24 protein-coding genes and 1 pseudogene are annotated in these 25,428 nt (G+C 65.1%); 6 read left to right on the top strand and 19 right to left on the bottom strand.

Annotated elements, in window-relative coordinates; genetic code table 11:
* Positions 1–55: 55 nt before the first annotated feature.
* The 3 genes from ACVI1L_RS09835 to ACVI1L_RS09845 all read right to left on the bottom strand — a co-directional run bounded on the left by ACVI1L_RS09835 (position 56) and on the right by ACVI1L_RS09845 (position 1,867).
* Complete coding sequence (locus ACVI1L_RS09835; RefSeq protein ID WP_456782783.1) at positions 56–529, bottom strand: secondary thiamine-phosphate synthase enzyme YjbQ; 474 nt, start codon at positions 527–529, stop codon at positions 56–58.
* 162 nt (positions 530–691) lie between these two features.
* On the bottom strand, positions 692–1,213 hold the full coding sequence (locus ACVI1L_RS09840; RefSeq protein ID WP_456782784.1) for a hypothetical protein: 522 nt from the start codon (positions 1,211–1,213) through the stop codon (positions 692–694).
* Between the two features lie 30 nt (positions 1,214–1,243).
* Positions 1,244–1,867: a 2-hydroxychromene-2-carboxylate isomerase gene (locus tag ACVI1L_RS09845; protein WP_057019439.1), complete on the bottom strand. Its 624-nt coding sequence runs from the start codon at positions 1,865–1,867 to the stop codon at positions 1,244–1,246.
* A gap of 274 nt (positions 1,868–2,141) precedes the next feature.
* On the opposite strand from ACVI1L_RS09845, the gene ACVI1L_RS09850 reads away from it, so the two are divergent.
* The 5 genes from ACVI1L_RS09850 (at position 2,142) to ACVI1L_RS09870 (ending at position 4,789) form a co-directional block, all read left to right on the top strand.
* Positions 2,142–2,513: an AtpZ/AtpI family protein gene (locus ACVI1L_RS09850; protein WP_028338953.1), complete on the top strand. Its 372-nt coding sequence runs from the start codon at positions 2,142–2,144 to the stop codon at positions 2,511–2,513.
* A 72-nt stretch (positions 2,514–2,585) separates the two neighbouring features.
* Positions 2,586–3,335, top strand: a complete 750-nt coding sequence (locus ACVI1L_RS09855; RefSeq protein WP_016847053.1) for a F0F1 ATP synthase subunit A — start codon at positions 2,586–2,588, stop codon at positions 3,333–3,335.
* A 55-nt stretch (positions 3,336–3,390) separates the two neighbouring features.
* Positions 3,391–3,621, top strand: a complete 231-nt coding sequence (locus ACVI1L_RS09860; RefSeq protein ID WP_016847054.1) for a F0F1 ATP synthase subunit C — start codon at positions 3,391–3,393, stop codon at positions 3,619–3,621.
* A 112-nt stretch (positions 3,622–3,733) separates the two neighbouring features.
* Positions 3,734–4,300 carry a F0F1 ATP synthase subunit B gene (locus tag ACVI1L_RS09865; RefSeq protein WP_076830944.1) on the top strand — a complete coding sequence of 189 codons (567 nt, stop codon included), beginning with the start codon at positions 3,734–3,736 and terminating at the stop codon, positions 4,298–4,300.
* Positions 4,301–4,303: 3 nt separating this feature from the next.
* Complete coding sequence (locus ACVI1L_RS09870) at positions 4,304–4,789, top strand: F0F1 ATP synthase subunit B family protein (RefSeq protein ID WP_057019441.1); 486 nt, start codon at positions 4,304–4,306, stop codon at positions 4,787–4,789.
* A 129-nt stretch (positions 4,790–4,918) separates the two neighbouring features.
* On the opposite strand, the gene ACVI1L_RS09875 is transcribed toward ACVI1L_RS09870, so the two are convergent.
* The 12 genes from ACVI1L_RS09875 to ACVI1L_RS09930 all read right to left on the bottom strand — a co-directional run bounded on the left by ACVI1L_RS09875 (position 4,919) and on the right by ACVI1L_RS09930 (position 19,668).
* Positions 4,919–5,569, bottom strand: coding sequence for a hypothetical protein (locus ACVI1L_RS09875; protein ID WP_057019442.1), 651 nt, complete (start codon positions 5,567–5,569; stop codon positions 4,919–4,921).
* A gap of 115 nt (positions 5,570–5,684) precedes the next feature.
* Positions 5,685–6,272: a GNAT family N-acetyltransferase gene (locus ACVI1L_RS09880; protein ID WP_026191927.1), complete on the bottom strand. Its 588-nt coding sequence runs from the start codon at positions 6,270–6,272 to the stop codon at positions 5,685–5,687.
* 213 nt (positions 6,273–6,485) lie between these two features.
* A complete protein-coding gene (locus ACVI1L_RS09885) occupies positions 6,486–7,775 on the bottom strand; it encodes a M16 family metallopeptidase (protein WP_456782785.1) in 1,290 nt (429 codons plus the stop codon).
* Positions 7,775–9,190: a threonine synthase gene (thrC, locus tag ACVI1L_RS09890; protein ID WP_168858994.1), complete on the bottom strand. Its 1,416-nt coding sequence runs from the start codon at positions 9,188–9,190 to the stop codon at positions 7,775–7,777. The genes ACVI1L_RS09885 and thrC overlap by 1 nt, the downstream gene beginning before the upstream one ends.
* A gap of 327 nt (positions 9,191–9,517) precedes the next feature.
* Positions 9,518–10,144, bottom strand: a complete 627-nt coding sequence (locus ACVI1L_RS09895) for a glutathione S-transferase family protein (RefSeq protein ID WP_253588721.1) — start codon at positions 10,142–10,144, stop codon at positions 9,518–9,520.
* Positions 10,145–10,294: 150 nt separating this feature from the next.
* Positions 10,295–10,888 (bottom strand): GNAT family N-acetyltransferase, encoded by a 594-nt coding sequence (locus ACVI1L_RS09900; protein ID WP_057019444.1) that lies wholly within the window; start codon positions 10,886–10,888, stop codon positions 10,295–10,297.
* Between the two features lie 209 nt (positions 10,889–11,097).
* The gene (locus ACVI1L_RS09905; protein ID WP_456782786.1) at positions 11,098–11,352 is read right to left on the bottom strand and encodes a hypothetical protein; all 255 of its coding nucleotides are present in this window, start codon (positions 11,350–11,352) and stop codon (positions 11,098–11,100) included.
* A gap of 746 nt (positions 11,353–12,098) precedes the next feature.
* Positions 12,099–14,543, bottom strand: a complete 2,445-nt coding sequence (locus ACVI1L_RS09910; protein WP_456782787.1) for a penicillin acylase family protein — start codon at positions 14,541–14,543, stop codon at positions 12,099–12,101.
* Positions 14,544–14,744: 201 nt separating this feature from the next.
* A complete protein-coding gene (gene glpK, locus ACVI1L_RS09915) occupies positions 14,745–16,247 on the bottom strand; it encodes a glycerol kinase GlpK (protein WP_076830963.1) in 1,503 nt (500 codons plus the stop codon).
* Between the two features lie 379 nt (positions 16,248–16,626).
* Positions 16,627–17,616, bottom strand: a complete 990-nt coding sequence (locus tag ACVI1L_RS09920; RefSeq protein WP_168858682.1) for an SGNH/GDSL hydrolase family protein — start codon at positions 17,614–17,616, stop codon at positions 16,627–16,629.
* 13 nt (positions 17,617–17,629) lie between these two features.
* The gene (locus ACVI1L_RS09925) at positions 17,630–18,412 is read right to left on the bottom strand and encodes an SGNH/GDSL hydrolase family protein (RefSeq protein ID WP_456782788.1); all 783 of its coding nucleotides are present in this window, start codon (positions 18,410–18,412) and stop codon (positions 17,630–17,632) included.
* Entirely contained in the window at positions 18,409–19,668 is a 1,260-nt protein-coding gene (locus ACVI1L_RS09930) for an OpgC domain-containing protein (protein WP_456782789.1), read from the bottom strand. Before ACVI1L_RS09930 ends, ACVI1L_RS09925 begins: the two co-directional genes overlap by 4 nt.
* A 287-nt stretch (positions 19,669–19,955) precedes the next feature.
* Here ACVI1L_RS09930 and apaG point away from each other — a divergent pair, with 287 nt between their 5' ends.
* Positions 19,956–20,354: a Co2+/Mg2+ efflux protein ApaG gene (apaG, locus tag ACVI1L_RS09935; RefSeq protein WP_076830971.1), complete on the top strand. Its 399-nt coding sequence runs from the start codon at positions 19,956–19,958 to the stop codon at positions 20,352–20,354.
* A 346-nt stretch (positions 20,355–20,700) separates the two neighbouring features.
* On the opposite strand, the pseudogene ACVI1L_RS09940 reads toward apaG, so the two are convergent.
* The 4 genes and pseudogenes from ACVI1L_RS09940 to ACVI1L_RS09955 all read right to left on the bottom strand — a co-directional run bounded on the left by ACVI1L_RS09940 (position 20,701) and on the right by ACVI1L_RS09955 (position 25,255).
* Positions 20,701–21,728 (bottom strand): annotated as a pseudogene (locus ACVI1L_RS09940) (IS110 family RNA-guided transposase).
* 169 nt (positions 21,729–21,897) lie between these two features.
* Positions 21,898–22,899: an Hsp33 family molecular chaperone gene (locus ACVI1L_RS09945; protein ID WP_057019450.1), complete on the bottom strand. Its 1,002-nt coding sequence runs from the start codon at positions 22,897–22,899 to the stop codon at positions 21,898–21,900.
* 221 nt (positions 22,900–23,120) lie between these two features.
* A complete protein-coding gene (gene argF, locus ACVI1L_RS09950; RefSeq protein ID WP_456782790.1) occupies positions 23,121–24,047 on the bottom strand; it encodes an ornithine carbamoyltransferase in 927 nt (308 codons plus the stop codon).
* On the bottom strand, positions 24,047–25,255 hold the full coding sequence (locus tag ACVI1L_RS09955; protein ID WP_076831076.1) for an aspartate aminotransferase family protein: 1,209 nt from the start codon (positions 25,253–25,255) through the stop codon (positions 24,047–24,049). The genes argF and ACVI1L_RS09955 overlap by 1 nt, the downstream gene beginning before the upstream one ends.
* Between the last annotated feature and the right edge of the window lie 173 nt (positions 25,256–25,428).

Genomic DNA, 25,428 nt, shown 5'->3' on the forward strand with positions numbered 1-25,428 from the left:
GCGATCCGCGGCCGAGTCATTTGGAGGCCGCGTCTTAAAAGACAGGTCGCGCGCGTCAGCGCGTGGCGCCGATGAATTGCAGCACGATCTCGCGCCGGTGCGGACGGGCGCGATGCTCGATCAGATAGATGCCCTGCCAGGTGCCGAGCGCCATCTCGCCGTCGAGCACGGGGACCTGCAGCGAGGTCGCCGTCAGCATGGTCTTGATGTGCGCCGGCATGTCGTCAGGGCCTTCGGTGTCGTGACGCCAGCCGCCGTCTTCGGGCGCTGCGCGGTCGAGCGCCGTCTTCAGATCGACCAGCACGGTCGGATCGGCATTCTCCTGGATCGTCAGCGAGGCCGAGGTGTGGCGGATGAACAGCGTGACCACACCCTCGCCGGCACGCGCCTCGCGCAGGAATTTGGCGACCTCGCGCGTGATGTCGGTAAAGCCGGCGCCCGACGTTTCGACCGCCAGGCGCGACGACACGATGCTGGTTGCCGCGACGGAGGATGGCGCCGGGTGCGACATTTGCTTCGATGAACTCATCTTACCTCTAGACCGTCGTCCCGGCGAAGGCCGGGACCCATAACCACCGATGTTCATTGGTTACGCGAGATATCAACTCCGAGTCGTCGAAATCGAGAGGCTACGGCGTATGGGTCCCGGCTTTCGCCGGGACGACGCTGGAGAGACAGCGCCAGCACAACATCAAATCTTGCCGCCATTGATGTCGCGCTGCACGCGGTTGGCCATTTCGATCAGTCGCCGCCAGGCCCGCTCCACGAACGACATCATGCGATCCATGTCGCGGTCGCTCGGCAGCGGGATCTCGATCTTGCGCTCGCCCTCGGCGACCTTCGGCTCGGTCTTGGGCTCCGGCTTCTTCAGCTGATCGGATTTCGGCAACGCTTCGTCGGTCTTGGCCGACGGTGCGCGCGCGGCGAGCTCATCCTTGAGCTTGTCATTGTCGGCTTGCAGGCGCCCGATCTCGGCATCCAGCGCCGCCCGCTCGTCCGGCACCATGTAACAGGCCCAGCCGGCGCTGGAATTGGTGCAGGTCGACACCGCGCCGGTGCGCGTGTCGAGCCGCAGGAAACCATCGCCGGCGGGTGATAAGGCGTAGCGGCCATTCTCGGTGTCCGGCACGGTTTGCGCGATCGCCGCGCCGCTTGCGATCAGGATGGCAGCAATTGCGATGGACAATTTCGACGGTGACATCGCGATGGGCATGGCTTGCTCCGCCTCAACCTGATTCCTGCCCTAGACCACAGAGCTATAGGGCTTACGGCCTGACTTCAACGCGTCTTCAAGCAATTCGATCCGGTCCTGGCCCCAGAACACCTCGCCATCGAGCACATATCCGGGCGAGCCGAACACGTCGGCGTCCAATGCATTCTGGCGATTCTGCTCATAGGCCGCGCTGATCGCTTCAGTGCTCGAGCGCTCGACCAGCTGCCGGCCGGGCAAACCGGCATCGTCGGCGAGCTTCACCAGCGTCGCAGGATCAGCAAGATTAAGCTGCTGCTCCCACACCGCGGGATAGGCCCGTTGCAAGAACGGCTCGGGGTCGAGGCCGGCCTCGAGCATCGCGATCACCACGCCATCGGCAAGGCGCCCGTTGAACGGCCAGTTGGCCGGCTGCAAATGAAAATTCAGTCCGCGCTTGTCGCGCCAGCGCTGCAACTCGATCATCCGATAGCGCTGCCGCACCGGATGGCGCTTGGCGAGCGGCAGTCCGCCGGTCTCGGAGAACAGATCGACCAGCAGCACAGGCCGGTAATTTACCTTGAGATCGTAAGTGCTTACGAGTCGAACGAAGGGCTTGTGGCCGATATAGGCCCAGGGGGATTGCAGCGAGAAGTAGTAATCGATCTGGCGCGACATGCGGAACCTGACTGCGTGAGAGGACGGGACTTTCGGCGATCCCAGCAGAGCGGGAATAGCCACGCAATATCGCTCAATGCCACGCAAGCTGTTGCACTGCGATCACTGCGTCACTCTGACCTTGAATATCTCCAAATAAAACCAGCAGAATCAAAGCAATAACTGGTTACGACGCAATCTTGACTTGATTAGACGCGGTAAGTATGGTCCGCGCGGCTTTTGACGGGGACGGGCGCAATTTCCATCATCCGCGGCATCGGTTAGTGTTTCCAGCATGGCTGAGAACACCAACGACGGCGCAAATGGAAGTCGCGATCAATCGCCTCCTGACGAAGCTGCGCTTTCCGCAAGGCTCGGAAGTCTCGATCATCGGTTGTCAGAAATTCGCGACAGCCGCAGGAGCAAGACTGATCAATCCGGTAATGAAAGCGGGGACAGTGCGGCCAGAGCTTCGGCTATGGCGCTCGGTTTTCGTCTTTCCTCGGAGCTGATCGCGGGCGTTGCCGTCGGAGCGGCGATTGGCTGGGGGTTCGACCGTTTGCTGTCGACGTCGCCATTCGGCTTCATCGTGTTAACGCTGCTCGGCTTCGTCGCCGGGGTGGTCAACGTGGTGAGGTCCGCGGGCGTGGCCTCGGGCAAGCGCTGAGCGCTGGCGGGAAGTCACGACATTTGAAATTCGATTACCGGCACGATAGCCGGTGGACCAAGAGCCGCGCGGATGAAAATCGACCCGATCCACCAGTTCAATATCGAGCCCCTCTTCACGCTCGGCCACATCGGCAATCACACGATCGCCTTCACCAATTCCTCGCTCTTCATGCTCATCGCGGTGCTGCTGATTGCGCTGCTGATGCTGGCGAGCGGCCGGGAACTGGTTCCGGGACGGCTGCAGTCGGTCGCCGAGATCTCCTACGAGTTCGTCGCCACCACGATTCGCAGCACGGCCGGCGCGGAAGGCATGAAGTTCTTCCCGCTGATCTTCTCGCTCTTCATGTTCCTCTGCGTCTCGAACCTGGTCGGCGTCATCCCCTACACCTTCACGATCGCGAGCCACCTGATCGTCACCGCGGCGCTCGCGCTTTTGGTGTTCTTCACCGTCCTGATCTACGGCGTCTACAAGAACGGCCTGAAATTCTTCAGCATCTTCGTGCCCCACGGCGTTCCGATCTACATCCTGCCGCTGGTCATGTTCATCGAGATCCTGTCGTTCTTCCTGCGGCCGGTCTCGCACAGCGTTCGTCTGTTCGCCAACATGCTGGCCGGCCACATCGCATTGAAGGTGTTCGCGGGCTTCGTCGCGATGCTCGGCTTCTCGCTGGGCGCGCTCGGCTGGGTCGGCGGCGTGCTGCCGCTGGCGCTCACGATTGCGCTGTATGCCCTCGAACTGCTGGTCGCGTTCCTGCAGGCCTACGTGTTCGCGATCCTGACCTGCATCTACCTCAACGACGCCATTCATCCGGGACACTAAGCGGTCCGGGGAATCTCCACCCACCAATCTGTCTATCTTTCTCAAGGAGCTACATATGGAACCGGCAGCAGCAAAACTTATCGGCGCGGGCATCGCGTGCATCGGCATGGGCGGCGCGGGCGTCGGCGTGGGCATCATCTTCGGCAACTACCTCGCCGCTGCGGTGCGTAACCCGTCGGCCGCTCAGGGCCAGTTCGGCAACCTGATCTTCGGCTTCGCCGTGACCGAAGCGCTCGGCATCTTCTCGCTGCTGATCGCGCTGCTCCTGCTGTTCGTTCCGCTCTGAGCGGCACGCCGGTTCCGCTCTGCGGTAACCCGGTTCCGCTTTGCGGTAACCCCTTCGCGCCGCCCAAGGTTCGTTCCAAGGGCGGCGCGCATGACAGCAACAGGAGAACACCATGGCTGAGAGTCATGGCGAGGCAAAAGGCCAGAAGGCCGGCGCCCACACCGAGACCGACGGCGGACATCACGGCGGAGCCTTTCCGCCGTTCGATTCGTCCAACTTCGCCTCGCAGCTGGTGTCGCTGGCGATTGCATTTGTCGCGCTCTACCTGATCGTGTCGCGTATCGCCCTGCCGCGCGTCGGCGGGACGATCGATGCACGTCAGAACAAGATCGAGGGCGATCTGGCCGAGGCGCAGAAGCTGAAGGACGAGTCCGACGCGGCGCTGAAGGCCTACGAGACCGAGCTGGCGAATGCGCGCGCCAACGCGCAGGCGATCGGCAACGAGACCCGCGAAAAGCTGAACGCGGCCTCGGAAGCCGAGCGCAAGGCACTGGAAGAGAAGCTGGCGGCAAAGCTCGCCGACGCCGAGAAGCAGATCGCAACGACGAGGACCAACGCCATGAGCAACGTCCGCGGCATCGCGGCGGATGCGGCCGGCGCCATCGTCCAGCAACTTGCCGGCGTCACGCCGGACGCCAATGCGGTCAACAGCGCCGTCGACGCGTCGCTGAAGGGATAGACGATGTTTTACGAACCGGAAACCTGGGTTGCGATCGCCTTCGTCCTTCTGCTGGTCGTGTTCGGCTATCTCGGCGTTCATCGCACCCTGCTGACGGCGCTCGACCACCGCGCCGAGCGCATCAAGGCCGAGCTGGAAGACGCCCGCCGTCTGAAGGACGAGGCCAACAAGCTGCTCGGCGAGTACAAGGCGCGCCGCGCCAGCGCGGAGCGCGAGGCCGAGGAGATCATCTCCAACGCCAAGGCCGAAGCCGAGCGGATCGCGGCCGAGGCCAAGACCAAGATGGAAGATTTTGTCGCGCGGCGGACCAAGACCGCCGAGAGCAAGATCGCCCAGGCCGAGGCCCAGGCCGTGGCCGATGTCCGCGCCGCCGCGGCCAACGCCGCGGTGACGGCCGCCTCGACCATCCTGTCGCAGTCGGTCAAGGGCTCGGTTGCCGACGACCTCGTCGGCAAGGGCATCGCCGAAGTCCGCTCCAAGCTGAACTGACGTGATCTGAACTCCTTAAAAAAAGGCCGGCGCGAGCTAATCGCGCCGGCCTTTTGTTTTGTCCAAATTCGTCCGTTTGACGCGTTTTCTCCACGCGAACCAGCGTCCACTTCGCTCGAAAACGCGCTGTTACTTCTTCTTGTGCGGCGCGCGGGCCTTGGGCTCCGGCTTCAGGGCCTGCGGGTCGAAGCCGATATAGAAGATGTAATTGTCGTTGTCGGCCGGAGACGGCGCCGGATAGACGACGTCCTCGGCGACCAGGCTGAATGGCACGCTGCCGCTTTCGTCCATCTGCACCGTGGTGGTGTAGGCCTTGGTCATGATGGTCTTCTCGCCGACGCCGCCCTGCACCACGGCAACGCGCAGCGGCACCTGAATGCTCGGTGGCGCGCCCTGGGGACCGACAATGATCCGCCCCTGAATACCGATCTTGGCCGTGATCTGGCCGCTGTTCAGATTGCATTGCCGCGCCGTGCGCGTGATCGAGGCCAGGAACTTGACGTCGTTGCCGACCGCTTCCTTGCCGTTCGCGGCCACCGAATAGGTCGAGGCTCCGGAGCGGATCTGCACCGGCGGGCAGGTCAGTTCGGCGTCGGCATCGTTGAGCTGCTGCGGCGCTGCGGGCGTCGCCGGCTTGTCCTGGTCGGACGAGCCGCCGCCGAACAGGCTCTTGAAGCGGTCGCTCAGCGACTGCGCAGGAGCTGCCGAAGGCAACAAAGTGGCACCGAGACCGATCGATACCGCCGCTGCGAGCGCGAACCTGATCACCCTTTCACCCATCAATGTCCTCAAATTTCCCAACCGGGTTCCCTGTTTCGCGGCCGTTATAGCAAGGCAATGGCGGCGAACCCAAGGCATCGAAGGCGGCACCGCCATCCGCAAAAAGGCTTACGGATCAGCCGCGGAAATCCTCGTGCAGCAGGCCGAACAGCAGGTGGTCCTGCCAGATCCCATTGATGCAGAGATAGCGCCGCGCCAGGCCCTCGCGGGTGAAGCCGCACTTCTCCAGCACGCGGATCGACGAGGCATTGGAGGGAATGCAGGCCGCCTCGATGCGGTGCAGATTGAGCTCGCCGAACAGCGAGGGCAGCAGCACCCGCAGCGCCGTCGTCATGTAGCCGCGATGGGCATGCGGCAGCCCGACCCAGTAGCCGATCGTGCCGGCCTGCACGATGCCGCGCCGGACATTGGCGAGCGTGATGCCGCCGATCATCACCCCGTCCGATTCGCGGAAGATGATGAACGGATAGGAGCGGTCGGCGGCGATGTCCTCGGTGTAGCGGCGCAGCCTGCGGCGGAAGCCGGCGCGGGTCAGGTCGTCGGAGGGCCAGATCGGTTCCCATGGCGTGAGATAGGCGCGGCTGAATTCGCGCAATTGCGCCCATTGCGGGAAATCCGACATCTGCGGCGCGCGCAGCAAGAGCCCGTGACCGCGCGGCATCAGTGCAGCGGGTCCATTGGACGGCAAACGAAACAGGGCCATGGCCCAACACTCCCCGCCACTTCTCCCTCGCCCCGCCCTTGCGGGGAGAGGGTCGGGGTGAGGGGTCTTACCGCAGATTCGGTCTCGCGGCTCTACCCCTCACCCGAAGCCTTCGGCCATAGCTGAGGCTCCGCCTCGGCGTATGTCCGTCAACGGCCGCCGGTAGGCGGCCTATGCTCTCCCCGCAAGCGCGGGGCGAGGTAAGCAGAATACTCAATGCAATAGCGTCTTTGCCTTCGAATTCGTCAATCCTTCCGCAAAAGCCACCGCCGTGTCCAGACCCCTGCCGCTGCCGAGCGCGACAACGGCGGGCCGGCTGCGCGCCAGCAGGGCACGGGCGGCGTTGCGGCTCGATTCGACGCTGACCGCATCGATCCGGGCCACCAGTTCTTCCACCGTCTGCGGCCGGCCATAGGCTAGCACATGGCGTGCCAATTGTTCGGCCCGCGATGAACAGCTTTCCAGCGCCATCAACAGGCCGGCCTTCATCTGCGCCTTGGCGCGGGCGACCTCGGCCTCGGTCAGGGTTTCGACCGCGTCGTTGATGACGTCGATGATGACTTCCATCATTTCCGGCGCATCGGCCGGATCGGTCCCGGTGTAGAGGCCGAAGAAGCCGGTGTCGGTGTAGGGCGCATGGAAGGTATAGATCGAGTAGCACAGCCCGCGCTTCTCGCGCACCTCCTGGAACAGCCGCGACGACATCCCGCCGCCGAGCGTGTTGGTGAAGACCTGCAGCGAGAACAGCGACGGGTCGGTCTGCGGCACGCCTTCGAGCGCCAGCGTCAGATGCGCCTGCTCGAGATCGCGATGCACCACCCGCGAGCCGCCTTTGCCGAACATCGCGACCTGCGGCTTCGGCGCCGGGGTGGCGTCGAAGCTCGCAAACTTCTGCGTGACGTCCTCGACGATCCGCGCGTGATCGACCGCGCCGGCGGCCGCGACCACCATGTCGGGGGCGCGGTAATGCGTCGAGAGATAGCCGCGCAGCATGTCGCGATCGAAGACCTTCAGCGTCTTGGCGGTGCCGAGCAGCGAGCGCCCCATCGGCTGCTCCGGATAGCAGAGCTCGTTGAGATGCTCGAACACGACGTCGTCGGGCGTATCCTGCGCCGCGCCGATCTCCTGCACGATGACGCTCTTCTCGCGCTCCAGCTCGTCCGGCACGAAGGACGGGTTGGCGAGGATGTCGGAGAGCACGTCGAGCGCCAGCGGCACATCCGCCTTCATCACCCGCGCATAATAGGCCGTGGTCTCGGTCGAGGTCCCGGCATTGAGGTCGCCGCCGACCGCCTCGATCTCCTCGACGATCTCGCGCGAGGAGCGCCGCGCCGTGCCCTTGAACGCCATGTGCTCGAGCAGATGCGAGATGCCGTGCTCGTTCGGCTTCTCGTCGCGCCCGCCGACGCCGGCCCAGACCCCGAGCGCCGCGGTTTCCAGATGCGGCATGGTGTCGGTGACGATTGTCAGTCCGCTCGGCAGCTTGGTGATTTCAACGCCCATCAGGCGACTCCCTGCTTGGCAGCACGGCTGACCGACAGCACGAAGCGCTCGACCTCGGCGGAATCATTCTTCATGACCGTGATGTGTTCGGATTTGCTCATCAGGCCTCCGAGCCAGACCGGCAGCTGCGGACGCACCCCGCAGGCGGCTTCCACCGCGTCGGGGAATTTGGCCGCGTGCGCGGTCGACAGCACGATGTTCGGGATCCTGGAATCCGAGGTGTCGCGGTCGGCGACTGCGAGCGCCACCGCGGTGTGGGGATCGACCAGATCGCCGGCCTCGCGCCAGGCGGCGCGGATCGCGGCTGCCGTCTCGGTCTCGTCGGCGCGGCCGGCGTCGAAATCACGGCGCACGGCGGCCAGCGTCGCATCCGGCAGCACGAAACGGCCGGACTGCTTCAGCGAGGCCATCAGGCGGCGGACCTGATCGGCGTCGCGGCCGCTCGCCTCGAACAGCAGCCGCTCGAAGTTCGACGACACCTGGATGTCCATCGACGGCGACGTCGTGGCGTGCACCTCGCGGACCTCGTAGATGCCGGTCTTCAGCGTCCGCGCCAGGATATCGTTGACGTTGGCGGCGATGCGCAAGTTCCGGATCGGCAGCCCCATCCGCTTGGCGACATAGCCGGCGAAGATGTCGCCGAAATTGCCGGTCGGCACCGTGAAATCGACGGTGCGCTGCGGCGAGCCGAGCGCGACCGCCGAGGTGAAGTAATAGACCACTTGCGCGACGATGCGCGCCCAGTTGATCGAGTTAACGCCCGACAGCGCCACCTGGTCGCGGAAGCGATGGTTGTTGAACATCGCCTTCACCAGCGCCTGGCAATCGTCGAAGGTGCCTTCGATCGCGAGCGCGTGGACGTTGGCGGCGCCGGTCGTCGTCATCATGCGGCGCTGCACCTCGGAGATGCGGCCGTTCGGGAACAGCACGACGAGGTCGACATTGTCGAGATTGGCAAAAGCCTCAACCGCGGCGCCACCGGTATCGCCCGAGGTCGCGACCACGATGGTGGTGCGCTGTGCGCGCTTGGCCAGCACGTGATCCATCAGCCGCGAGATCAGCTGCATCGCGACGTCCTTGAACGCCAGCGTCGGCCCGTGGAACAGCTCGAGCAGGAACTGGTTCGGCCCGGCCTGGTCGAGCGGCACCACCGCGGGATGGCGGAACGTGGCATAGGCCTCGTTGGCCATGCGGCCGAGCTCGGCGTCGGAAATCTCGCCGGCGACAAACGGACGGATGATCTCGACCGCGACCTCCCAATAGGGACGGCCGAAGAAGGTGGCGATGGTCTCGGGCGACAGCTGCGGCCAGGTCTCGGGCACGTAGAGCCCGCCGTCACGGGCAAGCCCGGTCAGCATCACATCGCAGAAGCCGAGCACCGGGGCCTCACCCCTGGTCGAAATATACCGCGTCAAACCGCCCTCCAAAGGCTTCGATCCGAGCCTTAAGCCTTTGATATCATGGAATTATCGAGTTCGCCTCATGCGACCCGAACGGTTCACCATAGAAGATCGGACCAGCAATGGGTAGCCCGAAGCGCGCGCCTCGGGGTCGCGGGCGAGTGCGTGGCGTTGCTGAGGGAGATTGGCGGGCGCGCCGCAAACACAACCGTCGTCCCCGCGAAAGCACGCGAAGCAGGGACGACAGCAAATGTGTGGTGCCGCTTGTGAGTCATAATCATGCGTTCTCGCGACATCCGCGCGCGAGGGGTACACGCCAATCAGCGTGGGTCGCGCCATCCACTAACCGCTCGGCGGCGCCAGCGGCTGCACGATCTCCTGGAACGGCGGCAGCGCCTCGCAGCACGCGGCGTGGGCCTCGAGCGCCGGATAGCGCGCGTCGAACAGATGCGGATGCGCCTCGCCGGTGAAGCGCAGCGCGCAGGCCACCGCGACGTCGGCATGACCGATGCGATTGCCCAGCCAGTACGGCGTCGGCACCGCCGCGCGCTCCTGCTCCAGCACCGCGAGCACGCCCGCGATCTGCGCCTCGCAGCGCTCGACCCAGAGCTTCAACTGCTCCTTGCGCAACACGCGCTCATAGACAAGGCTCACCGCCTTGTCGGCAAGCCCGGTCGCCAGCGCCGTGATGCGCAGATGCTTGCGCCGCTCGGCGCCTGAGCGCGCGATCATCGCCTTGTCCGGCCCGACCAGCTCGTCGAGATAATCCAGGATCGCACTACTCTCGATCAGCGCCTCGCCGTCATCGAGCACCAGCGTCGGCACCCGCCGCACCGGATTGTAGGCCGCAACCTTCTCCGCATCGCCGAAGGTCGACCACGGCTTGTGCTCGAACGGCAATCCATAGAGCCGCAGCGCGATCGCGGTCCGACGGACAAAGGGCGAGTCGTACTGGCCGATCAAAAACATCTGTCATCTCGTCGGTCATGCCGCAGCAAGCCGCCTCGAAAACAGAGATTTCGAAGTGTGCGAATGCCGGGGACAAAGGTTGCACTTTGCACCATCGTAGATGGGCCGCGCCGCATTGCAACCGGATCCTGATCCGGTCCGTTAGGCGAGCTACCCAATCACCGGCACGTGCCTCGCCGCATCGCGCGGCAATTTGCCGTCGAGCCTCGGATCATCCGCCACCTCGATCTGCCGCAGGAACGGACGGAAGCCGGAGCGCTGGTAGAACGCGACGGCCGAGGGATGATCGAAGGTGCAGGTGTGCACCCAGACGCGGCTGACGTCGCGTGACCAGGCGATCTCGAGCGCGCGGTTCATCAGGAAGCGCGCGGCGCCGGTGCCGATGAATTTTGCGGTGACGCCGAAATACAGCAGCTGGCATTCGCCGGCCACGCTGAAATCGAGTTCGAGCAGGCCCTCATCCTGGCCGTCGACGGCCAGCCCGTAGAGCTCGTTGCCGGGGGCGTGGATCCTCGAGGCGAGATCGGAATCATCGAGCCCGGTGCGGGTGAACCACAGCCACTCCTCGCCGACCCGGCGATAGATATCGCGATACCAGTCGAGCGCGGGCGGATCGACCTTGCGCAGGCGCCACGCGCCGGGCGGGTCGACGCGCAGCGGCGGACGCGCGGTCATTTCCAGATGGGTGACGACGGCAGCGATCTTGCCGTGGGGGATGTCGGAGTAACCATCGGGCAGCAGCATCGCGCGACCTCTGTTTGCAGGCTGTCGGCGGGACATAACCGCACGTCGCCGCAGATGCAATGCAACGCTGCACGCAATGCCTGGTCAGGAGAAGAAGAGGTAACCCGCCGCATCCGCCGCTGCTCATTCGAGCGGCCAGGTCCAACGAGCGGGATAAACCAGTTTGAACGCGCTTTGAGGGAGGGCCCCCCAGGCCCTCCCGTACCCGGTTAGTTGCCGACCCAAACGTTGCCGTTCGCGTCGAAATCGTTCTTCGGGTTGTAGCCGGACTCGCGAAGACTCCGCATGCGCATCGCGCGGTCGCTGACATCGCCATTGAGTGCGTTGGCATTGAGCACGGCAGGACTCAGTGCGGTACCCATCACGAGACGCTGGTGGGTCCGGTGTTGTGCCGTGCGTGCATCGGCGAGTGCCGCCGTGGACAGACAAACAACTGCGATCGAAACAAGAATAGTTTTCGTCATGGTCAGCTCCTGTGAAGTAACCAGCTGAGCTTTCAATCGCTTCCAGAAAATGCGTGCTCGCGCCGGATGTGAGAACCGTCACAGGCCGGCGGCGATCACGATCGGTCAGACTAACAGGCAGAAGCCAACGCTTCTTGGACGCCCGCGCACAGTGTTGCGGGAAGTCCGTGCGCAAATCGCAAACGTCAACTTGTAGTGATCCAGATGCGCCGCCGCGTTGATGGCACGAGGTGAATAGTGGCTGGCCGCCGCAGTCCGCGTCGGCATTCGCATGGATGAATCCAGGGTCGCGCTTCCGCTTCCAGGAGAAGCAGGAAAAGTGAGCGCGGTGCTCGCCACACGTTTGACGTCGTCCCGGCGAAGGCCGGGACCCGTTACCACAGGACTAGGTTGTTGAACGACGCTGCTGCGGCCCCAACATCGCAGGACAATTGGCATTCGTGGTTATGGGTCCCGGCCTTCGCCGGGACGACGGCGGAGTTTGTGGCGCAGCCGATGAGACGCACTCGCTCCCTCATCTCGGCGTCAGCTGATCGCGTCCGCGGTTGCGGCTACAGTGTGCCGAACACTCGGTGTCGTCCGGCGAAGGCCGGGACCCATTACCACAGAGTTGGGTTGTTAAGGCACGCTGTGGCCCCAGCACCGCAAAGCAATCGGCATTGGTGGTTATGGGTCCCGGCTTTCGCCTGGCTTTCGCCGGGACGACGTTGGAGTTTGTGGCGCAGCCGGTGAGACGTACTCGCCCCTCACCTCGGCGTCAGCGTGATCGCGTCAGCGGTTGCAGCTTCCACGGCGCCGCGGCTGTAGAGCAGCGGCACGTACTGGCCCGTCGCCCATAGCGGCGCGAGGTCGCGGTAGTGGCCGCTGAAGGGATCGCCGGATTGGCCCGGCGTGTTGACGGCGCGGCTCGCATCCCAATTGCCGACATCGAGCACCATGCGGAATGAAGCGCCGGAGATCAGATGATAGTCGGAGCGGCGATAGGTGGCGGCGCGCGGCACGTTGGCGGCGCCGCCAAAGGCGAGCGGGCCGACCTGCATCTGCGCCGCGGTCGCCTTGTCGGCGAGCGGCATCAGCGCGTGATTGAATTGCGCGACATGCAGCCGGCCCCAGCGCCAGGTCGACGCATCGGGACCGAGCTTGTCGGCAACATCGGTGACCGCCTCGCCGAGGCTGTCGCGCAGCACGCGGTCGCGCTCGCCTGAGGGATCGCTGCCGAGCGCCGCGTCCGGCTTTTCGAGATAGCCGACAATGGCTGAGATGCTGGAGGCCTCCGGCGCGATCAGCTCGGCCGCCTTCGGCGCGGTGGTCTTGAGCAGCACCGGGCCGAGATGGTTTGCGATCCACACCTCATAGACCGCGGCGGCCGCGCTATCGGCCGCATCACGCGCATCCCACGCCTTGAGCAGATCGAGGCCCTTCCTGACGCTCGCATCATCCGACGTGAGCGGCTTCAGCAGCGCGACGAGGCGCCGCGCGAGCATGCCGGTGTCGTCGTTCTGCAGCGCCATCGCGTCCGCCAGCGTCACCTTGCTGTTGGCCTGCAGCACCTCGGTGATGCGCTGCCAGCGCGCGCTGTCGGCCCATTCGAATCCGACCCTGCGCTCACCCACCGGATAATCCGCCGGCAGGTTCATCTGGTTGGCGGTGGCGATGAAACCCTGCTTCGGCTGGTACAGCTTCGGCAATTCGTCGAGCGACAGAAAGCCCTGCCACTCGTAGCGGCCGTCGCCGGGCACCGGCATCAGGCCGTCGAAACTGGCTCGGCGCGGCGTCTTGCCGGCGGCGACCCAGCCGATATTGCCTGACGTGTCGGCATAGACCTGGTTCTCCGACGGCGCGCCCCAGCGCCGCATCGCGCCGAGGAAGCCGTTCCAATTCTTCGCCGTCATGTAGTCGGACGAGCCGAAATAGGCCGAGGTGCCCGGCTCGAACCAGATCGAGCGCACGGCGAACGCATGCTTCTTGTCGGCGTCGACGAAGATCACCGGGCCGTGGCGGGTGAACCTCAGCTCGAGGTCGCGGTCGGCCTCGCCCTTCACCGCTTCCTTCTCATGCACGATCCGCATGTCCTCCCAGCCGCTGCCGTAGCGGTACTGGTTCGGATTGTCGGGGTTGAGTTCGTAGACGTAGAGGTCTTCCTGATCGACGTTGAAGATGGTCAGCCCGAACGCGATGGTGTCGTTGTGGCCGATCGAGATGCCCGGCAGCGCCGGCTCGCCGGCGCCGATCACGGAGATGCCGGGCGCGTTGAGGCCGACGATGTAGCGCAGCGACGGCACCGAGTGCTCGCGATGCGGATCGTTGGCGAGGATCGGACGTCCGGTCGCGGTGCGCGATGCCGCGATCACCCAGTTGTTGGAGCCGATGGTGTCGCGCTGCTGGTCAGCCTCGGCGAGGTAGGTGTCGGGATCATGCGCCAGCGCCGCCTTCTGGTCCTTCGGCGCGGCGAACTTCACCGGCCGCGTGGCAAGATCGTAGGCGGCGAGCACCGCCTTCGGCACGCTGCAGGGATCGAGCCCATCGGGGATCCTGGTGGTCCAGGTGGGCTCCAGCTTGACGCGGAAACGATCGGCATCGAGGCCGGCAGCGCAGGCGACCCGCGAGCGCTTCACCTCGGAGGCGACGTTGCGGGTCAGGCCATGGCTGCGGACGCGCACGACATCCTCTGCCGACCACAAATCCGGCATCGTGCCTGCGATCCTGAACTCGATCGGTAGCGCGCGCTTGCCCGCCTGGACGTCGGCGACATAGGCGTTGACGCCGGCGACGAACGCCTCCGCATAGGATTTCGCCTTCGGGCCATAGGCGGCCCATTCCGCATTCATGTCGCCGCGATAGAGGAACAGACGCAGCGCCTTGTCCTGCTCGGCATAGGCAGGGCCGAAATCCTTCGCCAAGAGGCCGAGCCCGCGCTTGCGCCAGAGATCGATCTGCCAGAGCCGATCGCGCGCGGCGTTGAAGCCTTGCAGGAAGAACAGGTCGTGCTCGTTGCCGGCATAGATGTGCGGGATGCCCCAGACATCGACCAGGATCTGCCCCGGCGCCTTCAGCCCGGCGACGTCGGTCTTGACCTCGCGCGCCGCGACGAGCGGGCTCGGCTTCTCGCGCGCGGTGGCGGGTGCAACAAGTATTGCGGCGCAGAGTGCGGCAGTGAGTAGCTTGGCGACGCGGTTGAGATCCGTGTTCATGTTGTTCTCCGATGGTTGTTATTGATTGTTGCGCACACTTGGCGAGATTGAGCGGCAGCCGTAGCGTCGCCGCTTGCTTGGTGTGGAAAGAGACCCCACCCGTAGCGCATCTGATGATGCACTACGACCTAAGAGCGAGATTCGCTCGTCTCGACCCCGCTAGCGGGAGAGGTGCAGCGAGCTTGCCGCAGCATCAGTTCATCATTCCCCCTCGTCGCTCGCCAGCACGCCCTTCACGGCGCGGGCCCAGCCGGCGAGCTTGCGCTCGCGCGTCGCCTGGCTCATCGCCGGCCTGAAGCGGTGCTCGAGCCGCCAATTGTCGGCGAACTTGGCGGGCTCCGGATAGACGCCGGCATCGAGGCCGGCGAGATAGGCGGCCCCTAACGCCGTGGTCTCCTGGATCATCGGGCGGTCGACCGGCGCGTTGAGCAGATCGGCGAGCCGCTGCATGGTCCAGTCCGAGGCGGTCATGCCGCCGTCGACGCGCAGCACGGTGTTGGCGGCGTTGGCCTCCGGCCAATCGGTGCGCATCGCGGCCCACAGATCGAAGGTCTGGTAGCACACGCTCTCCAGCGTCGCATGCGCGAGCTCGGCCGGGCCGGTGTTGCGGGTCAGCCCGAACAGCGCACCGCGCACGCGCGGATTCCAGTACGGCGCCCCCATGCCGACGAAGGCGGGCACCAAATAGACGCTCTGCATGGAGTCGGATTTATCGGCGAGCGGCCCGGTCTCGGCGGCGTGCTTGATGATGCCGAGCCCGTCGCGCAGCCACTGCACCGCGCTGCCGGCGACGAAGATCGAGCCCTCGAGCGCGTAGGTGCGCTGGCCGCCGAGCTGGTAGGCGATGGTGGTGAGCAGCTTGTTCTTCGAGGCCACCGGCGTGGTGCCGGTGTTGAGCAGCGCGAAGCAGCCGGTGCCGTAGGTCGACTTCATCATGCCGGGCTCGAAGCAGGCCTGGCCGATGGTCGCGGCCTGCTGGTCGCCGGCAATCCCGGAGATCGCGATCGGGCCGCCGAACAAGTCCGCCGTGCTCTCGCCGAACCGGGCGGAAGAATCCTTCACCTCGGGAAGCATCGAGCGCGGTACGCGCAGCAGCCTGATGAGGTCATCGTCCCAGGCGCCGGTATGGATGTTGAACAGCAGCGTGCGCGAGGCGTTGGTGGCGTCGGTGGCGTGGACTCTCCCGCCGGTGAGCCGCCACAGCAGATAGCAGTCGACGGTGCCGAACAAGAGTTCGCCGCGCTCGGCGCGCTCGCGCGCGCCCGGCACGTGATCGAGGATCCAGGCGACTTTGGTGCCGGAGAAATAGGGATCGATGATCAGACCGGTCTTGGCCGAAATCACCGACTCATGGCCCTCGGCCTTGAGTTTTGCGCAGATGTCGGCGGTGCGGCGGTCCTGCCAGACGATGGCGCGGTGCACGGCCTGTCCGGTGGCGCGGTCCCACACCACGGTGGTCTCGCGCTGGTTGGTGATGCCGATCGCGGCGATATCTTTCGCCTTGAGGCCGGCCTTCTCCAGCGCCTCGCGGCACACCATCACGGTCGAGGTCCAGATGTCCTCCGGCTCGTGCTCGACCCAGCCGGAGGCGGGGAAATGCTGCGGAAACTCCTGCTGCGCGACGGCGGCGATGGAGATGTCGCCGCGAAACACCATGGCGCGCGACGATGTGGTGCCCTGATCGATGGCCAGCACGAAAGACATGAGCGTTTCCCTTAAACAGCTTCATCCCGAGAGGGATTGGTGCAGGCGCCAAGGGAGCGGATTACCGCGGCGAGGTCAAGATTGGTGGTGAGTGCCGAGATGGTCGAGGCAAGAGTCCGCGAGGGTATCAGTCCCGTCATCCTGAGGTGCGAGCGGAGCGAGCCTCGAAGGATGCACGGCCCCCCAAGTCGGGCCGTCGACCCTTCGAGGGCCGCTGAAGAAGCGGCCACCTCAGGGTGACGGTGATGGAAATGAGCGCACCGCCTCAACCGTCATTGCGAGGAGCGAAGCGACGAAGCAATCCATCCATCAGCGCAAACGGACGAATGGATTGCTTCGCTTCGCTCGCAATGACGGTTGGAGCGGCCGGGCAGCCCGATCACATCGGCCGGTAGGTCCGCACATCGGCGGGGACGTTGACGCCGATCTTGATCGCGCCGACCGAGCGGATGATGTCGTCGCCGAGCAGCTGGGCGAAGCAGGCATAGCCCCAGTCGTTCATGTGCAGGCCGTCGGCGATGACGAAATCGGTGATCGGGATCGCCTGTTTCTCGTGCCAGTCGCGCATCACCTCGAAGCGCGGGAAGATGCCGACATGACGCAGGGCGGCGATGCGGCCGAGCAGCTTCACCATGCCGCGCGCGCTTTCGGGGCGCTCGGTGACGCGCGGCGAATATTGCGGATCGACCAGCACGACGTCGGCGCCGGACGCCTGAAGGCGCGCCACGCCGTCCTCGACCTGCCTGGCGGTCTCGGTCGGATCGAGGTTGCGCAGCACCGCGTTGGTGCCGACCTGCCAGATCACCATGTCGGGATGGACGTCGATCACTTCGGTCTGCAGCCGCTTCATCATCTCGGGCGCGTCCTCGCCGCCCTTGCCGCGATTGAGCACGGTGATGTCGGCGGACGGATACTGCCGGCGCAACTGTCCGGCGAGCCGGTTCGGATAGGTGAATTCCGGCGCCGACGAACCATAGCCCTGGGTCGAGGACGAGCCGAATGCGATGATCACGACCGGCTTGCCGGCGGCGAGCTTGGCCGCGACATGCGGCAGCGAACCGGTGCTGTTCGGCACGCCCTTGGGCTGCTGACAGGGCACGCGGTGGAAGATGTCGCTGGCGGATTTCGCGGCCTGCTTCACCCTGTCGAACGCCTTCGCGGCGATGCCGGGTTGCGGCGGATTGGTCGCATCGGCCGTCGCAGCGGGCTGCGTTGCATCAGGCTTTGCGGCCTCGGTCTTGCCGTCGGACGAAAGCGCTGCATGCTGGTCGGTCTGCGCGCGCGACGGCACAACCGCGAGCAGCGTCAGCACCGCAACGGCACAGAGACCTCGCCCTGCGGAAGCGCGAAAAGGGAAGGCAAAACGCATTTACTCTGCTTCCTTAATTCTGCTGCACCGGGCCCAGATGGGCCGCATCGATCACGAATTTCGCCAGTGCGCGGCCGAGACAGGCATGAACCTTCTTGGCCAGATCGACACCATGCGAGGTGCTGAACAGGTCAAAATATCCGGCGTCGCTCCACTGCTTCATAATCGCGAACCGGTCGAACAGCGGAACGTCGTGCTGCTGCGCCACCACCTTCATGTTGTCGAGATAGGGCGGTGCAGAGATCATCGTCTCCGTACGCGGGCTGTATTGCAGATTGACCAGCACCACGTCGGTCCCGGCGTCCCGCAACGCAACAACGCCTTCGTTGATGGCGGTACGGAAATCGTCGGGATCGACTGCTCGCATAGCATCGACGGTTCCGGTCTGCCAGATAACCAAAGTAGGCTTTTTTGCTTCAACAAGCTTAACAAGAGTTCCCGCGGTCTCCTCGGCGGTGCTCTTTCCCTGTAATTCTACGGATAGATCGATCGTCGACGACGGCAACGCTTCCTTCAGCGCCGCCTGCAGCGTGGCCGGATAGGCGCTCGCCTCGTTGCCCTGGATGGTCGAGGAGCGGCTGCCGACCACCAGCACGTTGAGCGGCCGGTTGGACTTGATGGCGTCGGTGACCTTGGGCAGCGAGCTCTCGCTCGTAAGCAGATAGGCGGGCACGTCGCAGGGCGGCGGCGGGGGCGGCTCCGCGGTGTCGCCGGCGCACGCGGGCGCCGCCGCCAAACCGGCCGTCAGGCAGGCTGCGAGCAGCGTCAGGCCCAGCATCGTCCGCGCGGACTTCATGCTCCCCCTCCCGCCAGATCGGCGTTGCCGGCGGCGCCTTTTTTCGAGGCGCCTTTGTCGGCGGAGTGCTTGTACCACGAAATGATCCACGCCATGCCGCACATGATGAGGATGCCGCAGACGCTGATCAAGGCGTGCAGTGCGGCACCGCCAGATACTTCGGCAAGCACGAAGTGACCGGCGAAGGCGAGGAAGACCCCGAGGCAGAATATCTCAAGCGAATGCTGGCCACACAGGATCAAAGGTCGCAGCCAGGGCGATTTCAGGCCCGGCCAGTCCTTGGGCAGGAAGCGCACGGTGAGCGCGGCGAGCGCCAGGAAGTGCGCGAATCGCAACACGTCCAGGTCGGTCTTGTTGATCGGATACATCCACTGCTCGATCACCTTCGGCATGATGTGGCCGAGCTGCGGCACGTACCAGGTCAGGGTCACGAAGAACGCCGCGACCAGATAGACGATGCAGATCCACATCGTGATGTTCGACGACAGGATCCGCGACATCCGCCGCGCCCCGCCGAGCGCGCACCAGGCGCCGAACACGAACAGCAATTGCCAGGCGAACGGATTGAACGCCCAGAAGCCGTTCGGATAGGCCGAGAGATAAAGGTCGAACTGCCAGGTCAGCGCGTAGAGCACGACCGAGAGACCGAGCGTGACGTCGGGCTTCCACTTCATCAGCCACAGGATCAGCGGCAGGAACAGCATCAGCACGATATAGAGCGGCAGCACGTCCATGTTGACGGGACGGAAGCGCAGCAGCAGCGCCTGGACGATGGTGACGTCGGGCTGCTTGAGGAAGTCCATGATCCCCATTTCCTCGCTGTAGAGCGGGTTCTCGAACGAGGTCGCGACATAGGAGATCTCGGCGAGGAAGATCGTGAACAGGAAGACGTGCGCGACGTAGATCTGCCAGACCCGGCGCAGGATGCGCGCGGTCGCGATCACGAAGCCGCCCTCCAGCATCGCGCGGCCGTAGACGAAGGCCGCGGTGTAGCCGGAGATGAAGATGAAGATCTCGGTGGCGTCGGAGAAGCCGTAATTGCGGATCGTCAGCCAGGTCAGAAGATTGGTCGGCAGATGATCGATGAAGATCAGCCACAGCGCGAGCCCGCGGAACAGATCGAGGCGGAGCTCGCGCTCGCCGGTCGCCGGCAGCGTGATCGCGGGCGCAGCAACCTTCGCCTCGGCCTCTGCCTTTACTTCGGCGTTGACGTCAGCCACCGGCGAACCGGCTATGGGATCGGCAATCGAGCTCATCAAACACCGTGTCGGCCGCGGACGCCCCGCACGCCGTGCTGAAAAGATAATATCGGTCCGCGAGTTGCCGACAAAGCACGGAGTGCGGCGGCATGCGGCCGCGCTTTAGAGCGGAACTATGTTGAAACCGCGATGAACGGGCCGCCCCAAATCCGGCTTTCCAAGCCCGCCCTTTCGCGGCCTGGCAGGCGATTGGTTCCGGCGGTTCAATTGGCTATGATAGCGCCCTGTTTGAGCATGATCCGGTCGAAAACGGACCATGCGCCAGGACCATCGGATTGAGCCGCATGTACCGCGCCGTTACCCGCCAGATCGAAGTTACCGTCGAGCCGAACTTCATGCCGGAGCGCTCGTCGGTCGACCGGCGCGAATATTTCTGGTCGTACAAGATCGTGATCGTCAATTCGGGCCCGGATACGGTGCAGCTGCGGACGCGGCACTGGATCATCACCGACGCCACCGGCCGCCGCCAGGAGGTGCGCGGCGAGGGCGTGGTCGGCGAGCAGCCGGTGCTCGCGCCCGGCGAACGCTTCGAATACACCAGCGGCGTGCCGCTGCCGACCGCCTCCGGATTCATGACCGGCAGCTATCAGATGGTCACCGAAGCCGGCGAGCGCTTCGACATCGACGTGCCGACATTTTCGCTGGACAGCCCGAGCCCGGGCGGCAAAAGGGTGCTGAACTGACGCCTGCGTAGCCCGGATGGAGCGAAGCGCAATCCGGGGCAGGTGCATCCGCGGTTGGAGCGGCCCCGGATTTCGCTGCGCTTCATCCGGGCTTCTGTAACGGGCCTTGGTTAGTCAATCCCTTTTCGCGTCATCCACTCGCCGGGCACTTGCTTCTGTACGGGATCGGCGCGAAGGCCGTCGCCTGATGGGGTGCATTGAGGAGCCGGCCGGCCAATCTACGGATTGCGTGGTCGTGAGCCACTTCCCGGATGGCGGCCTGACCGGATCCATCGTCCCAGCGGAGGGACTTCGCTCGGGGAGAGCCTGGTGTCGTGGCCCGCCCGGAACCGATTGCTGCTCCTGGCTAGATGGCCTTGGTCATCGGGTTGAACGGTTTGGTGTCGGCGAGCATGCGATGCAGGATCACGGCGAGCTTGCGAGCCAGCGCTACCTTGGCCTTGCGCATGCCTGCGCGCCGGGCGATCCGCATCGCCCAGCTCTTCAATGCCGAGCAATTCTTGACCGGCTTGGTCAGCATGACGTGAGCTGCCTGGTAGAGCGCCTCGCGCACGGAGGCATCCCCGATCTTGCTGATGCGGCCGGTGTAGTCGGTCTCACCGGACTGGTACTTCTTCGGGGTGAGCCCAAAGTGGGCTCCCGTGGCCTTCGAGGAGCGGAAGCGCTTCGGGTCGTCGATCGCCGCGGCATAGGTGAGCGCCACGATCGGACCAACGGACGGCGTTGTCATCAGGAGCTTGGCGGATGGATGCGTCCTGGCGAGCTTCTGGGTGTGCTTGTCCAGGCTCTTGAACTCCCGCAGCAGCACCGCATGGGCTTGGAGCAGCGCCGCCGCGACCAACTCCAGTCCGGGATGGCCGGTCACGAGCTCGCGGATGCGCCCGGCGAACGTGCGCTCGGTGGTCGCACCGACCTTCAGGCCAAAACCGCGAAGTATGCCGCGCAGGCTGTTCTCGACATCGCGAAGCTTGGATTGCAGCAGCTTGCGCGCCGTCAGGATGGCGCGGGTCTCCTGCGCCGCGACCGACTTGCAGTGCACCGGCCGGAACCAGCCGAGCCGCATCAACTGCGCGATCCGGCGGGCATCGTTGCGGTCCGTCTTCACCGGCATCGACTTGAAGGCTTCGCGAACGTGCCGCGTTTCCAGCAGCTCGACCGCAAGCCCTGCGTCTCGCAGACCCGCATACAGCCATTGCGACAAGGGGCCTGCCTCCAGCCCGATCCGTTCCAGTACCAGACCCAGCGACCGGAACCAGGCGATCAGCGCCGCCGGCTCGCTCGCAACCTTCGTCTCGCGCAAAATCTTGCCTGTCCCATCGACAAGCAAACGCTCGAGCATTCCAAAGACACGTCAATTCCTGCATAGTGGTACATGGTCGTCCCTTAATGATGCTTGGAGCGGGCTTGCCCGACTCCGTTGGAACACCATCAGTTTGAGGGACGACCGCCTTCCAACCAACAGGCCGCTCGCGAGCGCGCTTCCAAATTGCGCCGTAGCGAGCGGGCGGCCGGCCCGTTACCCCATCTAAGATGACGAACGCGTCTACTCCACGCCGGCTTCCTGCGGCGTGAATTCATACACCGACGAGCAGAACTCGCAGGTCACGACGACCTTGCCGTCCTTGACCATCTCGGCGCGGTCGTTCGGCGCAAAGCTCTTCAGCATCGACGACACCGCGTCGCGCGAGCAGGAGCACTGCGCGCGCAGCGTTTGCGGGTTGAAGACACGCACGCCACGTTCGTGGAACAGGCGATAGAGCAGCCGCTCACCGGACAGATCGGGATCGATCAGCTCGACGTCCTCGACGGTCGAGATCAGCGACTGGCCCTCGACCCAGGCGTCATCGTCCGGCACGCTATGCGTGGCCGTGCCTTCCGGCGCATCGCCGGGATGCAGATCGGCCTGCTTGGCGCGCTCGGGCGCCTTGGGCAGGAATTGCAGCAGGATGCCGCCGGCACGCCAGTGCAGCTTGCCGCCCTCGCCGCCGCGCATCTCCTCGCCGACCGCAAGCCGCACCCGCGTCGGAATCTGCTCCGAGCGCAGGAAATATTCGTGGGCCGCCTCTTCCAGGCCGCCGCCGTCGAGCGCGACCAGTCCCTGGTAGCGGCTGGTGTTGGAGCCCTGATCGATGGTCATCGCAAGGTGGCCCTTGCCGAGCAGCTCGCCCGAGCTCTGGCCATTCTTGAGGCGCGATGCGTCGTAGCGCGCATAGGCGCGCAGCCGGTCGGGCGCCTGGAAATCCACGATCAGGAGCGAGACCGGACCTTCGGTCCGGGTCTGCAGGATGAAGCGGCCCTCGAACTTGACCGACGAGCCGAGCAGCGTGGTCAGCACGATCGCCTCGCCGAGCAGCTTGCCGACCGCGGGCGGATAATCGTGCTTGTGCAGGATCTCGTCGAGCGCGGGGCCGAGCCGGGTCAGCCGGCCGCGCAGGTCCAGCGCGCCGACCTCGAATGCCAGCACGGCATCGTCGACCGGAACCGCTGAGGGCGCGCGAACCGGCGCCTCGGGCGTATTTTTGATGTCGGGGGATTGTGAAACCATGGCGCTCTATCTGGGGTCTCGGACCATGAAATAAAGGGGTTCACTAACGCGGATGTTTCCGTCGTCCCTGCGAAAACATGCGAAAGCAGGGACCCATAACCACCGATGTGAGTTGCTTGCATCAAGCTGGTGCCCCAGCCTTCGCAACAATTGACAGCGATGGTTATGGGTCCGGGGTCGCGCTTCGCTTGCCCGGAACGACAACGCTTACTGATCTCCGACTACGCGACCGCGTCGAAACACCAGGCCAGAATGCCCTTCTGCGCATGCAGGCGGTTTTCCGCCTCGTCGAACACCACGGATTGCGGCCCGTCGATCACCTCGTCGGTGACCTCCTCGCCGCGATGCGCGGGCAGGCAGTGCATGAACAGTGCGTCCGGCTTGGCGAGCGACATCAGCTTGGCATTGACCTGATAGGGCCGCAGCACGTTGTGGCGGTGCTCGCCCTCCTTGTCGCCCATCGACACCCAGGTGTCGGTGACGACGCAGTCGGCGCCGCGCACGGCGGCTTCCGGATCGGTGCCGAGCATGATCGGCGCGCCGGTCGCCTTGATCCAGTCGCGCATCGGCTTCTTCGGCGACAGCTCCGGCGGGGTCGCAACATTGAGCTGGAACTTGAACCGCTCGGCGGCATGCGCCCAGGAGGCCAGCACGTTGTTGTCGTCGCCGGTCCAGGCCACGGTCTTGCCCTCGATCGAGCCGCGGTTTTCCTCATAGGTCATGAGGTCGGCCATCACCTGGCAGGGATGCGAACGCCGGGTCAGGCCGTTGATGACGGGAACGGTGGCGTGAGCCGCGAGCTCGAGCAGCGCGTCATGGTTGAGGATGCGGATCATGATCGCATCGACATAGCGCGACAGCACGCGCGCGGTGTCGGCGATGGTCTCGCCGCGGCCGAGCTGCATCTCGGCGCCGGTCAGCATGATGGATTCACCGCCGAGCTGGCGCATGCCCACGTCGAACGACACCCTTGTGCGGGTCGACGGGCGCTCGAAGATCATCGCCAGCGTCTTGCCTTCGAGCGGCTTACTGCCCTTCTCATGCGCCTTCAGCTTCGCCTTCATGGCGGCTCCGGCGGACAGCATGTTGCGCAGTTCGCCGAGCGGCAGCTCGTTGATATCGAGGAAGTGACGGACCGGCTTGCTCATTATCCAGCCGCCTTCTTCGGCTGCGCCACCGACAATGTCGCGCAGGCGCGCTCGAGCGCGGTGATCGACTGGTCGATCTCGGACTCGGTCACGATCAGCGGCGCCAGGAACCGCACCACATTGTCGCCTGCGCCGACGGTGAGCAGCTTCTCGCTGCGCAGCGCTGCGATCAGGTCGCCCGACGGCACCACGGCCTTGACGCCGATCAACAGCCCCTCGCCGCGTACCTCCGACAGCACGCCGGGATAGCGGTCGACGACGGAGGCGAGCTTCTGCTTGAGCAGCAGCGACATCTTCTGCACATGCTCGAAGAAGCCGGGTTTCAGCATGACGTCGAGCACGGCATTGGCGGCGGCGACCGCGAGCGGATTGCCGCCGAAGGTCGAGCCGTGCGAGCCGGGCGCCATGCCGGCCGCGGCCTGCGCGGTCGCCAGCACCGCGCCGATCGGGAAACCGCCCCCGAGCGCCTTGGCCAGCGACATCACGTCCGGCGTGACGCCGGTGCGCTTGTAGGCGAACAGCTCGCCGGTTCGGCCCATGCCGGTCTGCACCTCGTCGAAGGCGAGCAGCAGGCCGTGCTCGTCGCACAGCGCGCGCAGTGCCTTGAAGAACGCCTGTGGCGCCGAGCGCACGCCGCCCTCGCCCTGCACCGGCTCGATCAGGATGCCGGCGGTGTGCGGACCGATCGCCTTCTTCACCGCGTCGATGTCGCCATGCGGCACCTGGTCGAAGCCGTCCATCGGCGGGCCGAAGCCCTCGAGATATTTCGCCGAGCCGGTCGCCGCCAGCGTGCCCAGCGTGCGGCCGTGGAAGGCGCCCTCGAAGGTGATGATGCGGTAGCGCTCGCCATGGCCCTTGGAGAAGTGATAGTGGCGGACCAGCTTGATCACGCCCTCCATCGCTTCCGCGCCGGAATTGCAGAAGAACACGAAGTCGGCAAAGCTCTGCTCGCACAGCCGCGCGGCAAGCACCTCGCCGTCCGGGCTCTTGAACAGGTTCGACATGTGCCAGAGCTTGGTCGCCTGTTCCTGCAGCGCCTTGACGAGATGCGGATGCGCGTGCCCGAGCGCGTTGACCGCGACGCCCGAGGTGAAATCGAGATAGCGGTCGCCGTTGGTTGCGATCAGCCAGGCGCCCTCACCGCGCTCGAAACCGAGATCGACCCTGGCGAAGACGGGGAGCAGATGCGACGTGGCAGCGTTGGTCATGACGATCACTGACGGTTTTTAAGCCGACAATTGCCGCGCGCCTTGACGCCAGCGCAGCAACGGCCAGCTTCGGAAAACAAAACGGCCGCCTTTGCGGGCGGCACGTGGCGGGCATTCTATGCTGCGGTCGGTAAGTGTCAATCGCCACGAAGTGGCCTTCCTGCAATGCGAAA

The sequence above is a fragment of the Bradyrhizobium sp. USDA 4516 genome (assembly GCF_054055915.1).

What these genes read in the sequence shown, in the direction of transcription:
- ACVI1L_RS09835 (WP_456782783.1), bottom strand. Translation starts at nt 529, where the DNA reads ATGAGTTCATCGAAGCAAATGTCGCACCCGGCGCCATCCTCCGTCGCG.
- ACVI1L_RS09840 (WP_456782784.1), bottom strand. Translation starts at nt 1,213, where the DNA reads ATGCCCATCGCGATGTCACCGTCGAAATTGTCCATCGCAATTGCTGCC.
- ACVI1L_RS09845 (WP_057019439.1), bottom strand. Translation starts at nt 1,867, where the DNA reads ATGTCGCGCCAGATCGATTACTACTTCTCGCTGCAATCCCCCTGGGCC.
- ACVI1L_RS09850 (WP_028338953.1), top strand. Translation starts at nt 2,142, where the DNA reads ATGGCTGAGAACACCAACGACGGCGCAAATGGAAGTCGCGATCAATCG.
- ACVI1L_RS09855 (WP_016847053.1), top strand. Translation starts at nt 2,586, where the DNA reads ATGAAAATCGACCCGATCCACCAGTTCAATATCGAGCCCCTCTTCACG.
- ACVI1L_RS09860 (WP_016847054.1), top strand. Translation starts at nt 3,391, where the DNA reads ATGGAACCGGCAGCAGCAAAACTTATCGGCGCGGGCATCGCGTGCATC.
- ACVI1L_RS09865 (WP_076830944.1), top strand. Translation starts at nt 3,734, where the DNA reads ATGGCTGAGAGTCATGGCGAGGCAAAAGGCCAGAAGGCCGGCGCCCAC.
- ACVI1L_RS09870 (WP_057019441.1), top strand. Translation starts at nt 4,304, where the DNA reads ATGTTTTACGAACCGGAAACCTGGGTTGCGATCGCCTTCGTCCTTCTG.
- ACVI1L_RS09875 (WP_057019442.1), bottom strand. Translation starts at nt 5,569, where the DNA reads ATGGGTGAAAGGGTGATCAGGTTCGCGCTCGCAGCGGCGGTATCGATC.
- ACVI1L_RS09880 (WP_026191927.1), bottom strand. Translation starts at nt 6,272, where the DNA reads ATGGCCCTGTTTCGTTTGCCGTCCAATGGACCCGCTGCACTGATGCCG.
- ACVI1L_RS09885 (WP_456782785.1), bottom strand. Translation starts at nt 7,775, where the DNA reads ATGGGCGTTGAAATCACCAAGCTGCCGAGCGGACTGACAATCGTCACC.
- ACVI1L_RS09895 (WP_253588721.1), bottom strand. Translation starts at nt 10,144, where the DNA reads ATGTTTTTGATCGGCCAGTACGACTCGCCCTTTGTCCGTCGGACCGCG.
- ACVI1L_RS09900 (WP_057019444.1), bottom strand. Translation starts at nt 10,888, where the DNA reads ATGCTGCTGCCCGATGGTTACTCCGACATCCCCCACGGCAAGATCGCT.
- ACVI1L_RS09905 (WP_456782786.1), bottom strand. Translation starts at nt 11,352, where the DNA reads ATGACGAAAACTATTCTTGTTTCGATCGCAGTTGTTTGTCTGTCCACG.
- ACVI1L_RS09910 (WP_456782787.1), bottom strand. Translation starts at nt 14,543, where the DNA reads ATGAACACGGATCTCAACCGCGTCGCCAAGCTACTCACTGCCGCACTC.
- glpK (WP_076830963.1), bottom strand. Translation starts at nt 16,247, where the DNA reads ATGTCTTTCGTGCTGGCCATCGATCAGGGCACCACATCGTCGCGCGCC.
- ACVI1L_RS09920 (WP_168858682.1), bottom strand. Translation starts at nt 17,616, where the DNA reads ATGCGTTTTGCCTTCCCTTTTCGCGCTTCCGCAGGGCGAGGTCTCTGT.
- ACVI1L_RS09925 (WP_456782788.1), bottom strand. Translation starts at nt 18,412, where the DNA reads ATGAAGTCCGCGCGGACGATGCTGGGCCTGACGCTGCTCGCAGCCTGC.
- ACVI1L_RS09930 (WP_456782789.1), bottom strand. Translation starts at nt 19,668, where the DNA reads ATGAGCTCGATTGCCGATCCCATAGCCGGTTCGCCGGTGGCTGACGTC.
- apaG (WP_076830971.1), top strand. Translation starts at nt 19,956, where the DNA reads ATGTACCGCGCCGTTACCCGCCAGATCGAAGTTACCGTCGAGCCGAAC.
- ACVI1L_RS09945 (WP_057019450.1), bottom strand. Translation starts at nt 22,899, where the DNA reads ATGGTTTCACAATCCCCCGACATCAAAAATACGCCCGAGGCGCCGGTT.
- argF (WP_456782790.1), bottom strand. Translation starts at nt 24,047, where the DNA reads ATGAGCAAGCCGGTCCGTCACTTCCTCGATATCAACGAGCTGCCGCTC.
- ACVI1L_RS09955 (WP_076831076.1), bottom strand. Translation starts at nt 25,255, where the DNA reads ATGACCAACGCTGCCACGTCGCATCTGCTCCCCGTCTTCGCCAGGGTC.